Origin of the sequence: Actinomadura nitritigenes (assembly GCF_017573545.1) — a bacterium.
GTDB lineage: Bacteria > Actinomycetota > Actinomycetes > Streptosporangiales > Streptosporangiaceae > Spirillospora > Spirillospora nitritigenes.
Genome location: NZ_JAGEOK010000002.1, coordinates 1 through 18,813 on the forward strand (window position 1 = coordinate 1; position 18,813 = coordinate 18,813).

Sequence of the window (18,813 nt, forward strand, 5' to 3'; positions counted from 1 at the left end):
GAACAAGTCCCGCGAATGGAAGCTCGCCGCCCAGCGCATGGCCACCGCCGTCTCCGGCATGAGCAAGGTCATCGGCGAATCCCACGACATCCACCTCGGCGCCGAACGCCAGAACACCGCCATGTGGAGCGCCTGACCCACCCCCAAGGACGACCGCCCATGCCTCCCCACGATCCTCCGCCCGACGACCTGACCCAGCTCCTGTTCCCCCACGGATCTCCCCCGCCTGGCTCTCCCGCGACGCCCCCGAGTCCCGCACCCACGTCTCAGCCACCCGCCACCAGCCCCCCGTCCCGAGGCGCCGGCAAGTACGAGGTCCGCCGCCGCGAACTCCTCAAGGTCGCCGACGAGATGCGCAACGACATCAAGGCCGTAGAACAGGCCGTCCAAGCCCTCAAGATCCAGGTCCACGAGGTAGGCGGCTGGGACGTAGCGCAACAACTCGCCTCCAAAGTCAACACCGCCCACACCAACATGCTGGACGCCCTCGGCCTCTTCGTGCGGGGGTGCTACACCGAAGCCAGTCGAATAGAGGCCGCCGCCAAGACCTATGGCAAGGCTGAGGGGGAGGCGGGGGCGGCCGCCCGCACGGCAACACCTAAGAACGTCACCCCGTGGTAGTCGAAGTCAGAGGAGAGTTGATCGGACTGAGGTACCTGCCTTGACCCTGCATCAGTTTGAGCGCGGCATCCGGCCTGGCACCCTCGGCCCCGGTGATCCTGCTCAGTACGACTACCTGACCATCAAGTCCTTCTTCGCGGGTGTCAAGCCGGGCGATCTCGAGGGCCTACAGCAGGCCTACACCACGTTGCAGAACGCCCTTCAGGACCTGGAGCGGCGGCTGGGACAGCACACCAGGCGTCTGAACGAGATTTGGAGCGGGGACGCACAGCAGTCCGGCACGGCCGAGATCAAACAGCTCGCCGAGAACGCCGCCGCGATCGCCAAAGCAGGCGGCCAGTTCGGGACGGCGATGTCGAGCGGAGCCGCCGCCCTCCGGACCCCGCCCCCGATCCCGGCGCCGACGGGCCCGGGAGGCGTTGTGCCGGGGCTTCTCGGCGAGGCCGCCGCATCGCCAGCCGACACCAAAGCCGCCCAGGAAGCTCTGGCCAAGACCAACACGTCCCTCGCCTCCGCCTTCGACCAGATCCCCGCCAGACTGGCTCTCGGCCTCCCACCGGATTCCAAGGGAGGTACTCCCTACCTTGGAGCCGGAGGGGGACGGGCGCCCGGTGGGGTTCCCGCTGCCGGTGCTCCGGGGGCCAGTACCGGCCTCCCGGGCGTCAGCGCTCCAACCCCTGACGGTGAAACAAACGCGACTGGATCAACGCCGACGTCCGCTCCGGAACACTCCTCGGGGCCGCGAACGATCGGGGCGCCTTCCCAGGGCCCCGGGACATCGCTCCCAGCACCATCACACAGCGGGACCCCCACGGACCTGGCGGGCTCAGGCCCTGGTTTCAGCCAGCACCCAGGGACGGCGCCCGATTCGCCAGGCGTGAAGACTCCACATCAAGACAGCCACACCGTCCCTGGCCTCGGACGGGTCCCTCCCGCAGTTGGAGGCGCACCATGGCCGCCAGCCGGGACGGGCAGTCCACCTGTGGCTTCACCGCCGTCGGCAGGACGCGAAAATCCTCGCCTCCCCCTGTTCTCGGAGCCGGACCCGCAGGGCGGACAGCCAGCCCTGGAGGCTCCGAATCGCATGTCGTCCCGGGGAGTCATAGGCGGCAACGAATACAGGGGACTGGGAAGCGTCGGTCAGAGGCATACTTTGCCCTCCAGCGCCATCGAAGGGCCAGGGCAGGTGCCCTCTCGAGGCGTACTTCGCAACGGCGTCCTACAACCGGCCAACGAGGGCGCTGCCGGCAACGGACTGCCCATGGCCGGAGGCGTTGGACTCAGCGGCCGGAATGGGGAAAGAGCGAGAGACGTCTACGTTGCCGAAGACAATTCACTCTGGGAAGACGAAACCGAGTTCTCACCTAGAGTCATCGGCAAATATGACCAGACCACGAGAAATGCGACTCATGGTAGCTGATCTTTCTGTTCGGCGAGCCCTCTGGTCGAGGATCACCTTGGCCACCGCCATATCCCTGCCGTTTCTCCTCCTCGACTGTCCTTTGGCCCAGGCAGCGCCCCGGCCACGTGCAGAGGAGTGGTGGTTCGAGGCATGGCAGATAACTCAAAAAGTATGGCCGCTGACCGAAGGCGAGGGCATCACCATAGGTCTGATCGACACCGGAGTGGAGGCACGGCTTCCAGAACTCCGTGGCGTAGTGCTCCCTGGCAAGGACTTCGCCGGCCCGTCCGACCACGAAGGGCGGGTGGACACTGATTCGGAGCTAGGTGGGCATGGAACCGGGATGGCGGCCCTGATCTCGGGCCAGGGCTCCGGCAGCGGGATGGTCGGTATCGCCCCGAAAAGTCGCATTCTGCCTATCAGTAAGGTGAGCGGCGACTATGAGAAGCCGATCCGCTACGCCGTGGATCACGGCGCCAAGGTGATCAACATGTCGGAGGGCGTCCCTACCGGCAGTTGTCCGAGCAGCGTGCAGGCTGCGGTGGACTATGCCATCCAGCACGACGTGGTCATCGTCGCGGCTGCAGGAAACGATGCACACCTCGACTCGACAGACACCCCCGCCAACTGCTCTGGAGTTCTCGCCGTAGGAGGGATCGATGCTCACCTTTCCCCCTGGCAGGACTCAACACCGGGCCCCAATGTCATGATCGCCGCTCCGAGTGTCTCCGTAGGATCAATTGGCAAGGCGGGGGTGTTCAGTCCGGGAGGCAACGGAACGAGCTCGGCGACGGCCCTCACCTCGGGTGTCGTCGCCCTGCTGAGGTCTCACTTCCCTCGCATGTCCGGACGAGAGATCGTTCAACGCATGCTGGCCACCGCGCGAGACGTAGGCCCCAAGGGCCGGGATGAGAAGACCGGCTACGGCGCCCTGATCCCCTACAAGGCCTTGACCGCTCACGTGCCTGCCGACTTCCCAAACCCGGTGTACAGCAAGTCAAGATCCACTACATCACAAAAAAACGCAGGAAAGACTGAAATCCTCCACAGGAGGGAGTCGCCCTCGCATGCCGTGAGATCATCACCTCATGACGAATCTACAACGTGGGCGATAGTCTTAATCGCGACAACCATCGCCCTGCTTACCATCACAGGACTGACCTACGCCGCCTTCAGACATCGGAGGTCCACTTAGTAGGCAATCAATGCAATCAACGCGAAATACGATTGCCGTCATACGGCATGACATATCTCGCGTCGCAAATAAATTTCAGACCTTAAGTAGAATCGAAAGATTTCATATGCCAAGCAGCAAGCACCCGTTACGAGAACTTCTGAATGAGAGTACACCGACTGCCCCGAGCACCTACAAGGAGGTGGCAGAGCGCCTACATTTAACCGATCCCGCCAAGGCCCAGCAAATGTCTGGTCAGCAGACTGCTGATACTAGCCAGACCGACGTTCGGAATGCCGGACACGAAGAAGCGTTAGAGATTTTTGTGCCGGTCGCGGCTGCGGAAGACACGACGCCCGGCGAACAAGAAGTTCGCTACGAAGTGCGGCAACTTCCAAATGGAAATCCTGTCCTGCCGATTTACACTAGCGAATCTTTGCTGGCGAACTCCCTCGGCGACGAGCAAAGTTATGCCCGCATCGAAATCATTCGACTTCTCAAGCAGATCGGAGGCCGTGTTCCGTTGGTAGTGAACCCCGTTTTGACCGGCAATCCGGGGCAGCAAACAACACCATCTCACAGAAAGGCGAGAAATGACAGGTTATAATGTATACACCGACTCGCTCATCTATGCTGGAGCGAATTTTAAGCGTGTCGCCATCGAGTACAAAAAGAACATGCCGCAGAGCGGGCTCGGGAAGCCAACTGCCGGCGACGGCCAGGTCGATGAAATCATGCATAATACGGTGCAGATGCTTACCTTACTCCACGGCATGGTCGCCGATGCCACCTGGCAGCACGGAGAAAAGCTGCAGTTGGCGGCCGAAAACTATCAGGCCAAGGAGGCCACCATGACAGAGTTGCTTCAGGCTGCCGTGAAGGTTATCACCATTCCCGGATCCGTACCCGACCTGGGAAAGGACTGATACCTTTGCCGCCGAATCCAGATCCACCGGCCCGTCCTCTGGCCAAATTTCCCGAGGCAACGGTCCCCGAGACACGGCAACCATTGCCAACTACGTGGATGCATTACATACGAGGCGACTTTACTGGTATGTATGAACTGGCAGGTCGACTCTACAGCATCGCAAAGGAGGGGAACCCGGCCGTCATCCAACTGACAAAGCAGGTTAACGACCTGATTGGCCAGGACCATGATCAGTGGTCAGGCAGATCGGCGTCCGCTTTCAGGGCGAGTTATGGGCAGGATGCGGCGATCATGACGGCAGTCAATCGCATTGCGAGCGCAGTCGGAGGGGTGATCGATAAACTCGCGTGCAGGCTGGCGGAAATCGAGCACGGCATCGACCAGCAATTAGAGGTAGGCTTTGCGGCTGGCTACTTTGTGCAAGATGAAGCCTTCCGCAGAACTAATTATCCTTCGCCTCCTGCCGGCCCAAGCCAGTACACAGAGATGGCGAAAGCCTTCAATGACTATCTCGCGAATGCTTATAAGGAGGCCGACGAAGCACGGAAACTCGCCGCGACCGAACTCGCCACCTTGGCTGGCGCGCTGGACGAGGGGCTCAGATACTACCAGGGAAAGTCACCTCTCTCTGGGGCACTAGACCCGGGTGGACTCCTCAATCAAGGAGAAAAACATTGGTACGCCCCCAAGGCAACCGATGCCCACAATAAGTATATTGATCAAATAAAAAAACTGAAGAGTTCTGGGACCGATCTCGGTTCGGCCATCGGCGACATGCAGAAGATCGGGGACGGAGTCCAGCAGGTAGGTGATGTAGTGAGCCAAATCAAGCCCATAGAAAAATATGGGACCACCATCAGCGAAGTGGGCTCCATCATCTCACAAATCGGCGGGTTCGCGGCACTCGTCGCCAAGTAGCGAGTTGAGATGATCCAAGAATTGTAAGGACTGTTGATGACGAGAAACCTCAAAGATGGGTCACGAAAAAAAGTCTTCCTTTGCATTGCATGCGGCGGCCTTTTGATCCCAATCGCCCTGATTGCACTGTGGCTGCAACCTTGGCAGTCCCACAAGCAAGCTACCAGCACCCCTCGAAAGGTGAGTTCCCCGGCTGCCGCGGTTCTGAGCTCGGACGGGCTTGTACTGCAGCTCCCAGAGGCTGGTGACATTCTCCGCAAGAGCCTGCCCGCAAGCGCAGCAGACTTGAAGGAAAACCCCGACCCCTTCAACAACCTGCGCCAGGAATTATATTACACCTGGCAGTCGTTCGCTGCAGACAGAAGTCGATTCCTGTCCGTTCGCATACATCGACTGGCAAGCCGAAAAGAGGCCGAGCAAGCCTATACGTACAAGCTACAGCATTCACAACGTGATCATTCAAAAGCCAAGGGGGACGGTGGAGCGAACACCGGAGCTGCCACATCTATCTCAAATATGGGCGATGCGGCATTCTCACTCCCAATTTCGCAGAAGATGACCGGGAACACCTACGACGACAATCGCAAGTATGACGTTCACGGCACCTATCTTTACTGTCGCACCAAGAATGTAACTATCGAGGTGTTCTGGGAGGGAGCTCAGACATCGAGTGCTTCCTCTGAACATTCGGCGCCCACTTCCGATATTTTTAGTTACGCTCAAACCACAAGGGATGCGCGCAACATAGTTGCGTCCGTGGTCAGAGCCATGGAGTAACGCTTGCGCATAGTCGATGCCAGGGTCTCAGAGGACTCTTCCCTCGGCAATAAGTGCCAAAGCTCAAGGCCAATCCTTGAGAGAATTTGAACTACATATCCCTCGGATACGGTCAGGGTAGTGGCGCTATGCGGGGCAGGGTGGGTTGGCAGCGCCGAGATGGAGGCATCGCAAGTTCCGGGGGAGCGTGACGGGCTGGTGATGACGAATGTAGAGCGGCGTTTGTGTTGCTGCGAGCGGAGTTGGCCAAGGTGGTCATCTCGGTACAGGTGTGGTGGAGAGGGCTCGGGAATTGGGGGCTCGGTGATGGTCGGCCGTTGGCAGTCGCAGTGCGGGGCTCAATAGCGGCTGGGTTGCGCAGGCTGGTGCGGGGACGCTGGTGGTTGAGAGCTCGAAGCCGCGCCGCGGGGGTGGGCGGGGACGGGTTTGTGGGGGTGGGCTTCGGTTGGGGGGACGCTGGGCGGGCATTTGGGATCGCATGGAGATACCGCGGACTCTGGTCCTCAGCGGGCACTTCCCCCCGGAGTCGGGCGGGGTCCAGACGTTCACCTGGGAGCTGGTGCGGCGGTTGCCCGCCGACCGGGTGGTGGTGGTCGCGCCGGCGCGGGTGGGGGCGGCGGTTTTCGATGCGGGGTTGGACTTTCCGGTGGTGCGGCGGCGCGGCTACCTGCTGTTCAGGGGGCTGCGGCGGCTCGTCGCCGAGTATGGGGTCGACGCGGTGTGGATCACGGCCGTGGCGCCGTTCGGGCTCTACGCGCCGCTGGTGCGGGCCGCAGGGGTGGGGCGGATCATCGGGTCGACGCACGGGCAGGAGCTGGGGTGGTTCCGGGCGCCGCCGACGCGGGCGGCGCTGCGGGCGGCGGCCCGGTCATTCGATGCGCTCACCTATCTCAGCCCCGGGACGCTTCCGGGGCTGAGGGAGGTTGCCGGTGACCGGGCGGGGCTGGTGCAGATGTCCGGTGCGGTGGACACGGGCCGGTTCCGGCCGGGGCTGGACGGGGCGCGGGTCCGGTGGCGGCACGGGCTGGGAAAAGGGCCGGTGGTGCTGAGCGTGGCGCGGCTGGTGCGAAGGAAGGGCCATGACGTGCTGCTGCGCGCGTGGCGGGACGTGGTTCGCAGAAGGCCGGACGCGCGGCTGGTGATCGTGGGAGACGGGCCGATGCGGCGGCGGCTCGCGGAGTCGGCGAGGGAGGCGGGCGGGTCGGTCACGCTGGCCGGGACGGTGCCGGCGGCGGACCTGCCGTACTACTACGCGGCCGCCGACGTGTTCACGCTGCCGTGCCGGGACGCCAGGCGGGGGCTGCAGACCGAGGGGCTTGGGCTGTCGGTGCTGGAGGCGTCCGCGGCGGGCGTGCCGGTCGTGGTGGGCCGGTCGGGCGGCAGCCCGGAGGCCCTGGTGGACGGGCGGACGGGCGTGCTGGTCGACGCGTCGCGTCCGGACGAGCTGGCGCTCGCGCTGCACCGGCTGCTGGCGTCGCCCGGACGGGCGGCGGCGATGGGCGCGGCCGGGCGGGAATGGGTACGCGGAAGGTGGAGCTGGGACGCCGCCGCGGCCCGGCTCGCGGCGCTGCTGGACGACCGCCCGATCCGCGATCGTCCCGTCGGCGACCTCCCCCGTAGCCGGACCCCGTGGACGGAAACCGCATGGCATTCAAGGAGCAGCTGACCCGGCCGGACTTCCGGCGGCTGATCATCGGCCAGACCGTGTCAGCGCTCGGCGACTGGATGGGCACGCTCGCGCTCATGTACTTCGTGCTGGAGCTGAGCGGGTCGACGACGGCGGTCGGCGGGGTGCTGGTGCTGCGGCTGCTGCCGTCCGCGCTGGGCGCCCCGGTCGCCGCGCGGGTGGTGACGCGCTGGCGGCGGCGCAGCGTGATGCTGACGTCCGACCTGATCAGGGTCGGGATGGCGGTGGCGCTGCCGGTGGTGCCGGGGCTGTGGTGGGTGTACTTCTGGGCCTTCATGATCGAGGTCGTGGGGCTGGTGTTCCTGCCGGCCCGGGACGCGGCGATCCCGTTCCTGATCGGGGAGGGCCGGGAGGAGGGGAAGGACGACCACGACACCGGCACGCTGGAGCTGGCGAACGGGATCACGATGGCCACCTCGTACGGGATGATCCCGTTCGGCGCGGGGATGTTCGGGCTGATCCTGTGGATCTCGGAGCAGGCGGGCTGGGGCGGCCACTGGCGGTACGTGCTGGTGTTCTGGCTGGACGCGCTGACGTACCTGGCGTCGTGGCTGGCGGTGCGGGGGATCCCGGACCTCGGGCCGGGGCCGGGCGAGAAGCTGGCGATGGAGCGGGACGAGCGGGAGGCGGGCGAGAAGCACGGCTTCGTCAACGGGCTGAAGCTGCGGGTGGTGCGGAGCGTGCTGCCGGGGATCGCGGTGGTGGCGCTGGGCCTGGGCGCGCTGTTCTCGCTGGGCGTGGTGTTCGTGAAGGGCGTGATCAACGCGGGGCAGATCGGGTTCGGGGCGCTGGTGGTGTGCTTCGGGGTCGGGGCGGTGGTGGGGCTGCTGCTCCTGCACCGCAAGACGGGAAGCCTGCTGACGCAGGTCCGGGTGGCGACGGCGGTGCAGGGGGTGGTGATCGCGTCGATGGGCGGGCTGGCGTCCAAGCCGTGGTCGTTCGCCGGGGCGGTGCTGTTCGGCGCGGCGGCGACGAGCGCGCTGGTGGGCGGGATCACGTACCTGCAGGAGAGCCTGGGCGGGGTGGACCGGAACCTGGCGCTGACCGCCTTCCACGCGGTGCTGCGGTTCGGGCTGGCGCTGGCGGCGCTGCTGGCGGGCGGCGCCGCCGACCTCCTGAAGGAGGCCGGCGCGCGGCCGCTGGGCATGGTCCCCGCCCAGTTCGTGCTGATGATGTCCGGCCTGGTGGTGCTGGCCGGCACCTTCCTGATCCGCGCCCCGAAGGCGCGGGAGCCGGCCGCTACCTGACCGGGACGGCCTCGGACGGCGCGTCCTCCAGCGGCTGCTCCGCCTCGCCGCGGGTGTTGGCGGCCCGCAGCGCGACGACCGCGGCGGCGGCGAGGAAGATGCTGCAGGCGAGCAGGGCGCGGGAGAACCCGCCGGTCAGCGCGTCCGGCATCGGCCTGCGGTCGGCGACCAGGTCGTGGGTGCGGGCGGTGGCCAGCGCGGAGAAGATCGCGAGGCCGAGCGCGCCGCCGAGCTGCTGCGAGGCGTTGAGCAGCGCGGCGGCGATGCCCGCCCGGTCCGGGGCGACGTTGGCGTTGGCGGCCGTGGTGATCGACACGAACGCCAGGCCGAGCCCGAGGGAGGCGACCATGAGGCCGGGCAGCAGGTCGGTGAGGTAGGCGCCGTCCACCGGGATGCGCGACAGCCAGAAGACGCCGCCGCCCGCGAGCAGCAGCCCGGCGACCATCACGGGGCGGGTGCCGATCCGGGCCAGCAGCTGCGAGGAGATCCCGGCGGCGATGCCGACGCCGAAGCAGAGCGGCAGGTAGGCCGAGCCCGTCTTCATGGGCGAGTAGCCGAGGACGTTCTCCATGTAGAGGCTGAGGAAGAAGAACATCGAGCTGATCCCGGCGACGGCCACCAGCATCGCGACGTCGGCGGCGCCGAGCCCGCGGATCCGGAAGATCGACAGGGGCAGCAGCGGGTTGCGGCCGCGCTGCTCGTTGAGCAGGAACGCCAGCAGGATCACCACGGCGCCGGCGAGGCCGCCGACGGTGCGGGCCGCGCCCCAGCCGACGTCCGGCGCCTTGACGATCGTGTAGACGAGCAGCAGCATCCCGGCGGTGACGAGGACGGCGCCGAGGAAGTCGAAGTCGGCGAGCCGCGCGCTGCGCCGGTCGCCCTCGACCAGCAGGAACAGTCCCGCGATCACGATCACGCAGACCGGCACGTTCACGAGCATCACCCAGCGCCAGCCGGGGCCGTCGGTGAGCAGCCCGCCGAGCAGCACGCCCGCGGCGGACGCGCCGCCGGCGACGCCGCCCCACACGCCGAGCGCCTTGCCGCGGTCGCCGCCCTCCTTGAAGGTGGTGGTGAGGATCGACAGGGTGCCGGGCAGCATCAGCGCCGCGCCGATGCCCTGCGCGAACCGGGCGCCGACCAGCATCCCGGACGTCTGCGCGAGGCCGCCGGTCACCGACGACAGCGAGAACAGGACGGTTCCCGCGACGACGATGCGGCGGCGGCCGAGCAGGTCGGCGAGGCGCCCGCCGAGCAGCATGAACCCGCCGTAGGTGAGCAGGTATCCGGACGGCACCCACTGCAGGTCCTGGACGGAGAAGTCCAGGTCCTTGCGCATCGCGGGCAGCGCCACGTTGACGATCGAGGCGTCGATGAAGTCCAGGAACGCGATCGCGCACAGCAGCGTCAGGGTGATCTTGCCGCGCCCGGTCGCGAGAAAGGACGGGCGGGCGTCCGTTGTCGCCATGGTCATCTCCAGGTCTCAGGCGCTCGCCGGCGTCTGCCAGCGGGGCGCGCGTTCGTAGCGGGGCCGCCAGACGGCCCGGTACAGCAGCCGGACGGGCGGCGGGACGATGCCGAGGACCTTGCGGCGCGTCTCGTCCTCGGCGCCGTCGAGCAGCCAGGGGAAGAAGCTCGCGGCGCCGCTCATGCCGAGCTTGCTGCGCTGCTCGGCGCCGAAGGCGTCCCACTCCTTCCCGGTCATCAGCTTCTGGACGAGCGGGAGCGCCAGCTCCTCCTCGTGGTCGCAGTGCGCGGTGAGGCCCTGCGCGAGTTCCGCCGCGCGCGCGGCGAGCACCTCGGCGGGCGAGGACGCCTTGATCGCGGCGTCGACACCGTCCAGCAGCCCATCGAGGGAGTTGTGCTCGGCCTCCATCTGCTCGAGGACGGCGGTGTCGGCGACCCGGTCTTTCAGGACGGGCCACAGGTGCGTGTCCTCGGCGGTGTGGTGGACGTGCAGGAACGTGCTGAAGCGGTCCCAGCCGGCGCGGAGCGCGGCGCCGGGGACGTCCCCGGCCTCGGCCATGGCGACGAGCCGGTCGAGGTCGCGCTGGAAGGCGTCGTGGACGGCGTACATGAACGAGACGTCGATCTGGTCGCGCGGGACGGATCGCGTCCCCGTGCCTGGTCGCGTGGTGCGGCTCATGGGTTTGGCCCCCTAGTGTCTTGCCGGGATTGACCCGTTCTCGCCACCAAAGAGGGACGGCGGGCCGGCGAGTGTGACACCGGGCGGCCGGGATGAGGCTCACATCACAGTTCAGGGGCGGATGTCACACTTTCGGGGGTGCGACCCCTCTAGGGGGCGAGCGCACAGGAGGTCGACCCATGCCAGAAGGCACCGCCGAGGACACCGCGACGCGGGTGTTCGCCGATCATCGGGAGCTGCTGTTCTCGGTCGTCTACAACATGCTCGGAAGCGTCGCCGACACCGAGGACGTGCTGCAGGACGCGTGGCTGGCATGGGCGGCCAGGCACGGCGACGGCACCGCGGAGGAGATCGGGAACCCGCGGGCGTACCTGGTGCGGATCGCGGTGAACACCGCCCTGGCCCGGCAGGCGCTGATCAGCCGCCGCCGCGAGACGTACGTGGGGCCGTGGCTGCCCGAGCCGCTGGTCAGCGACGCGGGCGCGGACGACTCGGCGGAGCGGACCGAGGCGGTGTCGATGGCGCTGCTGGTCGTGCTGGAGACGCTGACGCCGCTGGAGCGGGCCGTCTTCGTGCTGAACGAGGTGTTCGGGTACCCGCACACGGAGATCGCGACGATCCTGGACCGCAGCCCGTCGGCCGTCCGGCAGCTGGCGCACCGGGCCCGCGAGCACGTGCACGCGCGCCGTCCCCGCTTCCAGGCCGACCCGAAGGTGCAGCGGCAGGTGACCGAGCGGTTCCTGCGGGCGGCGCTGGGCGGCGACATCGAGGACCTGATGCGGCTGCTCGCGCCGGACGTGACGCTCTGGACCGACGGCGGCGGCAAGGCCCGGCCGGCGGCGCTGCGCCCGATCCAGGGCGCCGACCGGGTCGCCCGGACGATCACGGGCGGGACCGGGAGGGAGCGGTGGCCGCTGGAGATCCGGTACCGCACCGTCAACGGCGACCCGTCCGCGGTGCTGTTCGACAACGACGACGCGCCGTTCGGCGTGATGGTGCTCGACCTCGCCCCGGACGGCGACCGGATCCGCGGCATCTACGCGGTCACCAATCCGGACAAGCTCACCCACATCGACGAGCACCGCTGAGAGACGCGGTCCGCTGAGAGACGCGGTCCGCCGCCGAGGGCCGCGGCGGCGGACCGTCCCCCTTCCCGGCCCGTCCCCTCCCCCCGGGCGGCCCCCGAGCGGCTCGGGCCCGGCTCCGGGTGCCGATTCGGGCAGGCCAGCCTGGGTAGGGGGTCAGCGCGATCTTTCGCGGCCCGGAGGCGCCGGGCGCGGATCGCCCGACCGTTATGAGCATTCTCGGGATGATCTTCGCCGTGGCGGCGGCCGCGTTCACCGGACTCGGCTTCGTCGCCCAGCAGCATGCCGCCTACCGGGAGCCGCTGGAGGAGATGCTGCACCCGCGGCTGCTGCTGCACCTGCTGCGCAGCCGGCTCTGGCTGGCCGGCATCGGCACCATGATCGTCGGGCAGGTGCTGTTCGCGGTGGCGCTGAACCTGGCCGACATCGCCGAGGTGGAGCCGCTGCTGGCGAGCAACCTCATCTTCGCGCTGGTCGCCGCGCACCTGATCTACCGGGAGCGGCTCGGCCGCGCCGAGTGGCAGGGCGCGCTCCTGTTCACCGCCGGCGTCGTGCTGTTCCTGACGATCGGGGAGCCGCACGGCGGCACCGAGCCGAGCACCGTGTCCCCGCGCTGGCTCGCCGGCGCGGTGGTGATCGGCCTGGTCGGGCTGCTGACGATCGCCGGCCAGCACCGCGACCTGCGGGTCCGCGCGATCACCCTGGCCTGCGCCGCCGGGCTTCTGTACGGCCTGCAGGACGCGCTGACCCGCAGCGTCCTGCTGCTGTTCGACCACGGGATCTGGCAGGCGGCCCGCGACTGGCAGCCCTACAGCCTGGTGCTGATCGGGGCGACCGCGCTGCTGTTCTCACAGAGCGCGTTCGACGCGGCGCCGCTGCGGATCTCGCTGCCCGCGACGACCGCCGCGGAACCGCTGACCGGCATCGCGCTGAGCATCGTGGTCTTCGGGGAGCGGCTCCGGGTGTCGGTGGGCAGCCTGGCGCTGGAGGCGATCGGTCTCGCCGCCATGGTCGCCGGGATCATCGTCCTCGGCCGGTCGCCCTATCTCGGGAAGCCGGGCGACCGGGTGGGCGCGCGGAAGAACGAGGTGGAGTGCTGATGCTCTCGGTGCTGTTCGCGGTGCTCGCCGCCGCCGCCAACGCACTGGCATCGGTGCTCCAGCGGCAGGTCGCCAAGGGCGCGCCGGACGAGCACACGTTCCGGCCCTCGCTGATCCTCGACCTGCTGCGCCGGCCGGAGTGGCTCGGCGGGATCGGCGCGCTCATCGCCGCGTTCCTGCTCCAGGCCGCCGCGCTGGACCGGGCCGGGCTGGCGCTGGTCCAGCCGCTGCTGGCGGCGGAGCTGCCGTTCACGATGCTGCTGCTCGGCTGGCTGGTGCCCGGAGCCTTCCGCAGCGTGCCGTGGGCGTCGGTCGGCGCGCTCACCGCCGGGCTCGCGGCGCTGCTCACCGCCGCCTCGCCGTCGGAGGGTCCGGGCCGTCCCGACGCGCTCGGCTGGGCGATCGCCACCGGCGCGACGGCGGGCCTCGCAGCCGGACTGATCATGGCCGCCTGGATCGTCAGCGGGCCGCTGCGCGCCGTCCTGCTGGGCATGACGACGTCCCTGGGGTTCGCGCTCACCGCCGCCTACATGAAGACGGCCACCCAGACGATCACCGACTCGGGGCTCGGCGCCGCCTTCACGTCCTGGGAGCTGTACGCGATGGTCGCGACGGGCGTCGCCAGCCTGATCCTGCTGCAGATGGCGCTGGCCAGCGGCACCCTGGTCGTGGTGCAGCCCGCGCTCACGGTGACCGACCCGGTCGCGAGCATCTGCCTGGGCGTGTTCCTGTTCGACGAGCACATCCGCACCGGCGGCTGGATCGCGCTGGAGCTCGCCGGGATCGCGCTGATCCTCGTCGGCAGCATCGGGATCGCCCGCTGCCCGGTGCTGCACGAGCAGCACACCGTCAGCCGAGCGCCGCGCAGACCGCGCGCTCGGCGGGTTCGGCGCTGAACAGCGCATCGACCCGCGCGGCGCGGGTGCGGCGCAGCGCGCCGTCCTTCAGCCGGTCCAGCGCCTCGACCAGCTCGGCGGGCGAGTGCGCGTAGACGCTGAGACCGCCGCGCGCCATGGCCCGCGCCCCGTCGCGGCCGTGGCCCGGGATCGGCCGGTAAGAGATCACCGGCAGCCCGCACGCGAACGCCTCCCGGCACGTCATCCCCGCGGCGTTGTCGACCAGCGCGTACGCGCCCGCCATCAGCTCCGCGACGTCGTCGCGCCAGCCGAGGGCGGGGGCCAGCCCGGTGCCGAGGATGCGGCGGCGCAGGTGCCCGTTCCGCCCGCACAGCACGACGGGCCGGTACCGTCCGGACGCCGACAGCACGCCGGCCGCCTCCACCACCCGCCCGACGCCCCACGCGCCCGCCGAGATCAGCACGACCGGCTCGTCCGGCCCCGCTCCGGACGCCCTGCGCAGCCGCTCGCGGCCCTCCCGGACGTCGGGACGGTGGAACTCGGGCGGCACGAGCGGCGCGCACATGCTCGCGGGACGTCCCGTCGCGGCCGTCACCGCCCGCGCCGCCGCCTTGTCCGGGCACAGGTACCGGTCGTTGCCGGGATGCAGCCACATCCGGTGGACGGCGAAGTCGGTGACCAGCACCAGGGACGGCGCGTCCAGTCCTCCGGCACCGCGCAGCCGGCCGGCGGCCTGCGCGGCGACGTGGAAGGTCGACACGACGGCGTCCGGCGGGACTTCCCGGACGCGCCGGTGGAGCCGCGCGGCGATCAGCGCGGTCAGCGGTGAAGGCGGCGGCGGGCGCAGCGGCCCGGGCCGCCGGGAGACGAAGAACGCCCGGTAGACCGCCGCGTAGAGCCACGGCGCGGACCGGATCGCCCCCGCGTAGGCGCGGCGCAGGGCGTGCCCGAGCCGCAGCGGCACGAGGTCCAGCACGTCCACCACGGAGACCTCGACCCCGTGCGGGGCGAGCCGCCGCCCGAGCTCGCCGGCGACCGCGTCATGACCCGCCCCCATGCCCGCTGTGAGAATTAAGAGCCGCTTGCCCATTAGATGGGACCCCCCTGTGCAAGATGGTCATGTGCACACACATTTCCGGGCGCGCCACGTCCCGGCCGCCGCGGTCGCCGGCCCCGTCGCCGGGGTCGCCGCGGTGCTGACGGCGCACGCCCTGCCCGCGGCGACCTGGCTGGCGCCGGTCCGCCGCTGGACGCCCCGGATCGCCGGCCGCGGCTTCCCGGACCATGTCGCGCTGACGCTGGACGACGGCCCGGACGGCGCGTCCACACCGCTGTTCCTCGACGAGCTGGCCCGGCTCGGCTGCCGCGCGACGTTCTTCGTGCTCGGCTCGATGCTGCGCCGCCACCCGGACGTCGGGCGGCGCATCGCGGCCGAGGGCCACGAGCTCGGCGTGCACGGCTGGGACCACGACAACGCCCTGCTCACGCGGCCGGGGCGGGTGTCGGCGGAGATCGCCCGGACGGTCCGGACCGTCGAGGCGGTGTGCGGCGAGCGGCCTCGCTGGTACCGGCCGCCGTACGGGGCGCTGAGCGCCGAGGCGCTGCTGGCGGCGCGCCGCAACGGGCTGCGGCCGATCCTGTGGTCGGCGTGGGGGCGGGACTGGACGGCGTCCGCGACGCCCGAGTCGGTGCTGGCGACGCTCTCGCCCGGCATCGCGGGCGGGGCGACGCTGCTGCTGCACGACAGCGACGTCACGTCCGCGCCGGGGGCGTGGAAGTCGTCGCTGGGGGCTCTGCCGAACGTGGTGGCGGTGTGCCGGTCCGCCGGGCTCACCGTGGGCCCTCTGCGCGATCACGGGATTCCGGCCTGACGGCCGTGTCCCCTGGCACCCCTGTCACACGGAATCTTCTGCCCCTGGGCGCCGCAGGTATGTGAACGGAACCGCCCGCCGTCACGTTTGCCCGCTTTGTGCGTTTCGCTCCCTGATTCACGGTTACAAGTCGTTGGGGGAGATTCTCCTATGGGGGAGGAGATGTCATGAGGGATCGCAGAAGGTCCACTGGAAGGGACTCGCCGGCTCCCGGCGAGGGCACGCCGATGACGGGCCCCGGGCACGACATGCCCGGCCGCGAGCACGACATGCCCGCGCACGACATGCCCGCGGGCCGGGGCGTGCCGGCCGCTTCCGCCGCACCGAGGGAGGGTGCGATGGAACGCGAGCAGTTCGCTCTCTGGGAGGACCGTACGCGGGTCTCCCTGACGCCGATCGCGGCGCCGTCGATCCTGGGCCTGTTCGGGCTCGCCGGCGCGACCATGATGGTCGGCGCCTGGCAGGCGAACTGGTACGGCACGGCGCTCACGCCGCTCGTGCTCTTCCCGTTCGTGCTCACCTTCGGGGGGCTCGGGCAGTTCCTCGCGGGCATGTGGTCCTACCGGGCCCGGGACGGCCTCGCCACCGCCATGCACGGCATGTGGGGCGCGTTCTGGATCGGCTGGGGCCTGCTGTTCCTGCTCGTCGCCGTGGGCGCCTACCCGCTGGCACTGGCGCCCCGGATCGGGGCGATCAACCAGGGCTTCGCCTTCTGGTTCATCGCGCTCTGCGTGATCACCGGATGCGGCGCACTGGCGGCGATGGGCAAGAACCTCGCCATGTCCGCGGTCCTGTGGCCCCTCGCCGCAGGGGCGGGCTTCACCGCCGCCGGATTCTGGGCCGGCACCACCTGGCCCCTCCGCGTCGGAGGCTGGCTGTTCGTCATCTCCGCGGCGATAGCCGTATACACGGCGGCCGCGCTGATGCTCGAGAACAGCTTCGGACGGACAATCCTGCCGCTCTTCGCGTTCCGGGCAGGCCAGAACATTCCGGGACGTCGCGCCAGCCGTCCGCTGGAGTACCGCTACGGCGAGCCGGGCGTCAAGATCGGTCAGTGATCCCGGCACTCCGTGCCGCGCCCCGTCCCCGGCCCAAGGGGTCGGGGCACGGGCATGGATGGAGACTTTACCCAGCTCACGGAAGTTTTACGTTTCCGCTCGCCTATCCTGGGCGTCAATCCATCGGCGCTTGGAGGGAGCGGGATGCGATCGGCGTTTCGGAGGACGTGGCGACGGGTCGCCCATGCCTACCACCTGGCGTGCGCGCGCGACGACGCGGCAAAGCGGAAGATCACCATCCCCAGCGGGGTGTGGGTCTGCGACCACTGCCATGAGGCCTTGCTGGAGTTGCACGCCCTCCGCGAGCACGTCCGCACCCGGCACGCCTACATCTGACCCGCCCTCCGGGCATCGCCGGCCCCGCTCCACGGCGGGCGGCGATCCACCGGATGTGTATCCGACGATCGCGTGCCGCGGGGCGCGCGTCGTCGGCCGGGGGCACCAATTCACCTGGTAGGTCGCGGGCTCGCCCGGCAAAAGCTATTGACAGTAGCCAACCGGTCAATTAGCTTAGCCGGGCTCCGCGTCCCGAGCCCGGGAGATCCCATGCGCCTCGCACCGAACCTGTACCGCCTCGGCAACGACCTCGTCGCCTCCTACCTGGTCGACACCCCCGACGGCATCACGCTCATCGACGCGGGCCTGCCCGGCCACTGGCGCGACCTGCAGCGCGAACTCCGCACCCTCGGCAAGTCCGCCGACGACATCCGCGGGCTCGTCCTGACGCACGGCGACTCCGACCACATCGGCTTCGCCGAGCGGCTGCGCAGCGAGCACGGCGTCCCGGTGTACGTGCACGCCGCCGACGCCGCCCGCGCCCGGACCGGCGAGAAGCCCAAGACCCCGTTCGGCCCGATGCGCATCGGCCCGACCCTCGGGTTCCTCGGATACTCGATCAGCAAGAACGGCCTGCGCACCCGCCACGTCGCCGAGGTGACCGAGATCGGCGACGGCGACGTCCTGGACCTGCCCGGCGCCCCGGTGATCATCGGGATGCCCGGGCACTCCCCCGGCAGCGTGGGCGTCCACGTCCCGGCCGCCGACGCCGTCTTCGTCGGGGACGCCCTGACCACCCGGCACGTCCTCACCGGCCGCACCGGCCCGCAGCCCGCGCCGTTCACCGACGACCCGGACGAGGCGCTCGCCTCCCTCGACCGGCTCGCGGGACTGGAGGCGTCCTGGGTCCTGCCGGGCCACGGCACCCCGTGGGCGACCTCCCCGTCCGAGGTCGCCGACGCGGTCAGGAACGCCTGACGGACCCCGGCGCCCGTCCCAGCGTCCTCGTCATGAAGACGCTGTTCGGGTCCGGGCGGTAGTCGGCGAAGGGCTCGCAGTACTCGAAGCCGAACTTCTCGTACAGCCGCCTGGCCGGGAGGAAGAAGTCGTCCGAGCCGGTCTCCAGGCTCAGCCGGGCGAAGCCGATGCGCTCGGCCTCGGCGATGATGTGGCCGAGCAGCCGCGACGCGATGCCGCTGCGCTTGCGCTCCGTCGACGTGCGCATCGACTTCAGCTCCGCGTGCGACGCGTCCAGCCGCTTGATGGCTCCGCAGCCCACGACGGCCCCGCCGTCCATCACCGACCAGAACGTGACGTCCGGCTCGCGAAGCGCGTCGAGGTCGAGCGCGTGCTTGCTCTCCAGCGGCGTGATGGACCGCATCTGCCGGACGTGCTCGTCCAGGAACTCGGCGATCTCCGGGCCGGACAGGTCGTCAACGACGATTCTCATAGCGCACACTCACCGATCAGGGCATACCAGACCATCGAACGCGCCACCCTAACCCGTTCCGGGATGTGCCAACACTCGTCCTCCCCCGGCGACGTCCGCGCCATGAGAAAGGACACAAATGAGACCGGGGTGCCGGACGGGCCGAACGGCGCGTCCGCGACCTCACGGAAGGCGACGACGGCGCCGCCGACATCGCCCAGTCCGCTGCGGCATCGCGCG

At 69.1% G+C, this 18,813-nt stretch carries 19 protein-coding genes; 15 read left to right on the plus strand and 4 right to left on the minus strand.

Features of this window, described 5'->3' with window-relative positions:
- Positions 1-351 precede the first annotated feature (351 nt).
- The 8 genes from J4557_RS02315 to J4557_RS02350 all read left to right on the plus strand — a co-directional run bounded on the left by J4557_RS02315 (position 352) and on the right by J4557_RS02350 (position 8,754).
- A complete protein-coding gene (locus tag J4557_RS02315; protein WP_208264650.1) occupies positions 352-621 on the plus strand; it encodes a hypothetical protein in 270 nt (89 codons plus the stop codon).
- A gap of 1,409 nt (positions 622-2,030) precedes the next feature.
- Entirely contained in the window at positions 2,031-3,218 is a 1,188-nt protein-coding gene (locus tag J4557_RS02320) for a S8 family serine peptidase (protein WP_208264651.1), read from the plus strand.
- Between the two features lie 106 nt (positions 3,219-3,324).
- On the plus strand, positions 3,325-3,804 hold the full coding sequence (locus J4557_RS02325) for an SseB family protein (protein ID WP_208264652.1): 480 nt from the start codon (positions 3,325-3,327) through the stop codon (positions 3,802-3,804).
- On the plus strand, positions 3,791-4,123 hold the full coding sequence (locus J4557_RS02330) for a DUF6317 family protein (RefSeq protein WP_243775193.1): 333 nt from the start codon (positions 3,791-3,793) through the stop codon (positions 4,121-4,123). The genes J4557_RS02325 and J4557_RS02330 overlap by 14 nt, the downstream gene beginning before the upstream one ends.
- A 128-nt stretch (positions 4,124-4,251) precedes the next feature.
- Positions 4,252-5,043, plus strand: a complete 792-nt coding sequence (locus tag J4557_RS02335; protein ID WP_208264654.1) for a hypothetical protein — start codon at positions 4,252-4,254, stop codon at positions 5,041-5,043.
- Positions 5,044-5,079: 36 nt separating this feature from the next.
- Positions 5,080-5,820 carry a hypothetical protein gene (locus J4557_RS02340; RefSeq protein ID WP_208264655.1) on the plus strand — a complete coding sequence of 247 codons (741 nt, stop codon included), beginning with the start codon at positions 5,080-5,082 and terminating at the stop codon, positions 5,818-5,820.
- A 478-nt stretch (positions 5,821-6,298) separates the two neighbouring features.
- Positions 6,299-7,486 carry a glycosyltransferase family 4 protein gene (locus tag J4557_RS02345; protein WP_208264656.1) on the plus strand — a complete coding sequence of 396 codons (1,188 nt, stop codon included), beginning with the start codon at positions 6,299-6,301 and terminating at the stop codon, positions 7,484-7,486.
- A complete protein-coding gene (locus J4557_RS02350; protein WP_208264657.1) occupies positions 7,465-8,754 on the plus strand; it encodes an MFS transporter in 1,290 nt (429 codons plus the stop codon). The genes J4557_RS02345 and J4557_RS02350 overlap by 22 nt, the downstream gene beginning before the upstream one ends.
- On the opposite strand, the gene J4557_RS02355 is transcribed toward J4557_RS02350, so the two are convergent.
- Both J4557_RS02355 and J4557_RS02360 read right to left on the minus strand, forming a co-directional pair.
- Positions 8,747-10,219, minus strand: coding sequence for an MFS transporter (locus J4557_RS02355; protein WP_208264658.1), 1,473 nt, complete (start codon positions 10,217-10,219; stop codon positions 8,747-8,749). The two genes, J4557_RS02350 and J4557_RS02355, sit on opposite strands and share 8 nt — an antisense overlap.
- A 15-nt stretch (positions 10,220-10,234) precedes the next feature.
- Positions 10,235-10,897: a hemerythrin domain-containing protein gene (locus tag J4557_RS02360; RefSeq protein ID WP_208264659.1), complete on the minus strand. Its 663-nt coding sequence runs from the start codon at positions 10,895-10,897 to the stop codon at positions 10,235-10,237.
- A 179-nt stretch (positions 10,898-11,076) separates the two neighbouring features.
- Here J4557_RS02360 and sigJ point away from each other — a divergent pair, with 179 nt between their 5' ends.
- The 3 genes from sigJ (at position 11,077) to J4557_RS02375 (ending at position 13,978) form a co-directional block, all read left to right on the plus strand.
- Positions 11,077-11,985: an RNA polymerase sigma factor SigJ gene (sigJ, locus tag J4557_RS02365; protein WP_208264660.1), complete on the plus strand. Its 909-nt coding sequence runs from the start codon at positions 11,077-11,079 to the stop codon at positions 11,983-11,985.
- Between the two features lie 221 nt (positions 11,986-12,206).
- Positions 12,207-13,082, plus strand: coding sequence for a DMT family transporter (locus tag J4557_RS02370; RefSeq protein WP_208264661.1), 876 nt, complete (start codon positions 12,207-12,209; stop codon positions 13,080-13,082).
- A complete protein-coding gene (locus tag J4557_RS02375; RefSeq protein ID WP_243775218.1) occupies positions 13,082-13,978 on the plus strand; it encodes a DMT family transporter in 897 nt (298 codons plus the stop codon). The genes J4557_RS02370 and J4557_RS02375 overlap by 1 nt, the downstream gene beginning before the upstream one ends.
- On the opposite strand, the gene J4557_RS02380 is transcribed toward J4557_RS02375, so the two are convergent.
- Positions 13,932-14,996, minus strand: coding sequence for an MGDG synthase family glycosyltransferase (locus tag J4557_RS02380; protein ID WP_243775194.1), 1,065 nt, complete (start codon positions 14,994-14,996; stop codon positions 13,932-13,934). The genes J4557_RS02375 and J4557_RS02380 overlap by 47 nt on opposite strands.
- Positions 14,997-15,060: 64 nt before the next feature.
- Here J4557_RS02380 and J4557_RS02385 point away from each other — a divergent pair, with 64 nt between their 5' ends.
- From J4557_RS02385 to J4557_RS02400, 4 genes are all read left to right on the plus strand, one after another.
- A complete protein-coding gene (locus J4557_RS02385) occupies positions 15,061-15,810 on the plus strand; it encodes a polysaccharide deacetylase family protein (RefSeq protein ID WP_307799312.1) in 750 nt (249 codons plus the stop codon).
- A gap of 167 nt (positions 15,811-15,977) precedes the next feature.
- Positions 15,978-16,868, plus strand: a complete 891-nt coding sequence (locus tag J4557_RS02390) for an acetate uptake transporter family protein (protein ID WP_208264665.1) — start codon at positions 15,978-15,980, stop codon at positions 16,866-16,868.
- A 144-nt stretch (positions 16,869-17,012) separates the two neighbouring features.
- The gene (locus J4557_RS02395; protein WP_208264666.1) at positions 17,013-17,204 is read left to right on the plus strand and encodes a hypothetical protein; all 192 of its coding nucleotides are present in this window, start codon (positions 17,013-17,015) and stop codon (positions 17,202-17,204) included.
- Between the two features lie 210 nt (positions 17,205-17,414).
- On the plus strand, positions 17,415-18,122 hold the full coding sequence (locus J4557_RS02400; protein WP_208264667.1) for an MBL fold metallo-hydrolase: 708 nt from the start codon (positions 17,415-17,417) through the stop codon (positions 18,120-18,122).
- Here the strand turns inward: J4557_RS02400 and J4557_RS02405 are convergent.
- Positions 18,109-18,594, minus strand: a complete 486-nt coding sequence (locus J4557_RS02405; RefSeq protein WP_208264668.1) for a GNAT family N-acetyltransferase — start codon at positions 18,592-18,594, stop codon at positions 18,109-18,111. The genes J4557_RS02400 and J4557_RS02405 overlap by 14 nt on opposite strands.
- Positions 18,595-18,813: the final 219 nt, after the last annotated feature.

Bases quoted from the DNA above. Each gene is read 5' to 3' on its own strand.
- J4557_RS02315 (WP_208264650.1), top strand. From the start codon at position 352: ATGCGCAACGACATCAAGGCCGTAGAACAGGCCGTCCAAGCCCTCAAG.
- J4557_RS02330 (WP_243775193.1), top strand. From the start codon at position 3,791: ATGACAGGTTATAATGTATACACCGACTCGCTCATCTATGCTGGAGCG.
- J4557_RS02360 (WP_208264659.1), bottom strand. From the start codon at position 10,897: ATGAGCCGCACCACGCGACCAGGCACGGGGACGCGATCCGTCCCGCGC.
- J4557_RS02395 (WP_208264666.1), top strand. From the start codon at position 17,013: ATGCGATCGGCGTTTCGGAGGACGTGGCGACGGGTCGCCCATGCCTAC.
- J4557_RS02340 (WP_208264655.1), top strand. From the start codon at position 5,080: ATGACGAGAAACCTCAAAGATGGGTCACGAAAAAAAGTCTTCCTTTGC.
- J4557_RS02370 (WP_208264661.1), top strand. From the start codon at position 12,207: ATGATCTTCGCCGTGGCGGCGGCCGCGTTCACCGGACTCGGCTTCGTC.
- J4557_RS02350 (WP_208264657.1), top strand. From the start codon at position 7,465: ATGGCATTCAAGGAGCAGCTGACCCGGCCGGACTTCCGGCGGCTGATC.
- J4557_RS02355 (WP_208264658.1), bottom strand. From the start codon at position 10,219: ATGGCGACAACGGACGCCCGCCCGTCCTTTCTCGCGACCGGGCGCGGC.
- J4557_RS02400 (WP_208264667.1), top strand. From the start codon at position 17,415: ATGCGCCTCGCACCGAACCTGTACCGCCTCGGCAACGACCTCGTCGCC.
- J4557_RS02345 (WP_208264656.1), top strand. From the start codon at position 6,299: ATGGAGATACCGCGGACTCTGGTCCTCAGCGGGCACTTCCCCCCGGAG.
- J4557_RS02335 (WP_208264654.1), top strand. From the start codon at position 4,252: ATGTATGAACTGGCAGGTCGACTCTACAGCATCGCAAAGGAGGGGAAC.
- J4557_RS02375 (WP_243775218.1), top strand. From the start codon at position 13,082: ATGCTCTCGGTGCTGTTCGCGGTGCTCGCCGCCGCCGCCAACGCACTG.
- sigJ (WP_208264660.1), top strand. From the start codon at position 11,077: ATGCCAGAAGGCACCGCCGAGGACACCGCGACGCGGGTGTTCGCCGAT.
- J4557_RS02390 (WP_208264665.1), top strand. From the start codon at position 15,978: ATGAGGGATCGCAGAAGGTCCACTGGAAGGGACTCGCCGGCTCCCGGC.
- J4557_RS02405 (WP_208264668.1), bottom strand. From the start codon at position 18,594: ATGAGAATCGTCGTTGACGACCTGTCCGGCCCGGAGATCGCCGAGTTC.
- J4557_RS02325 (WP_208264652.1), top strand. From the start codon at position 3,325: ATGCCAAGCAGCAAGCACCCGTTACGAGAACTTCTGAATGAGAGTACA.
- J4557_RS02320 (WP_208264651.1), top strand. From the start codon at position 2,031: ATGGTAGCTGATCTTTCTGTTCGGCGAGCCCTCTGGTCGAGGATCACC.
- J4557_RS02380 (WP_243775194.1), bottom strand. From the start codon at position 14,996: ATGGGGGCGGGTCATGACGCGGTCGCCGGCGAGCTCGGGCGGCGGCTC.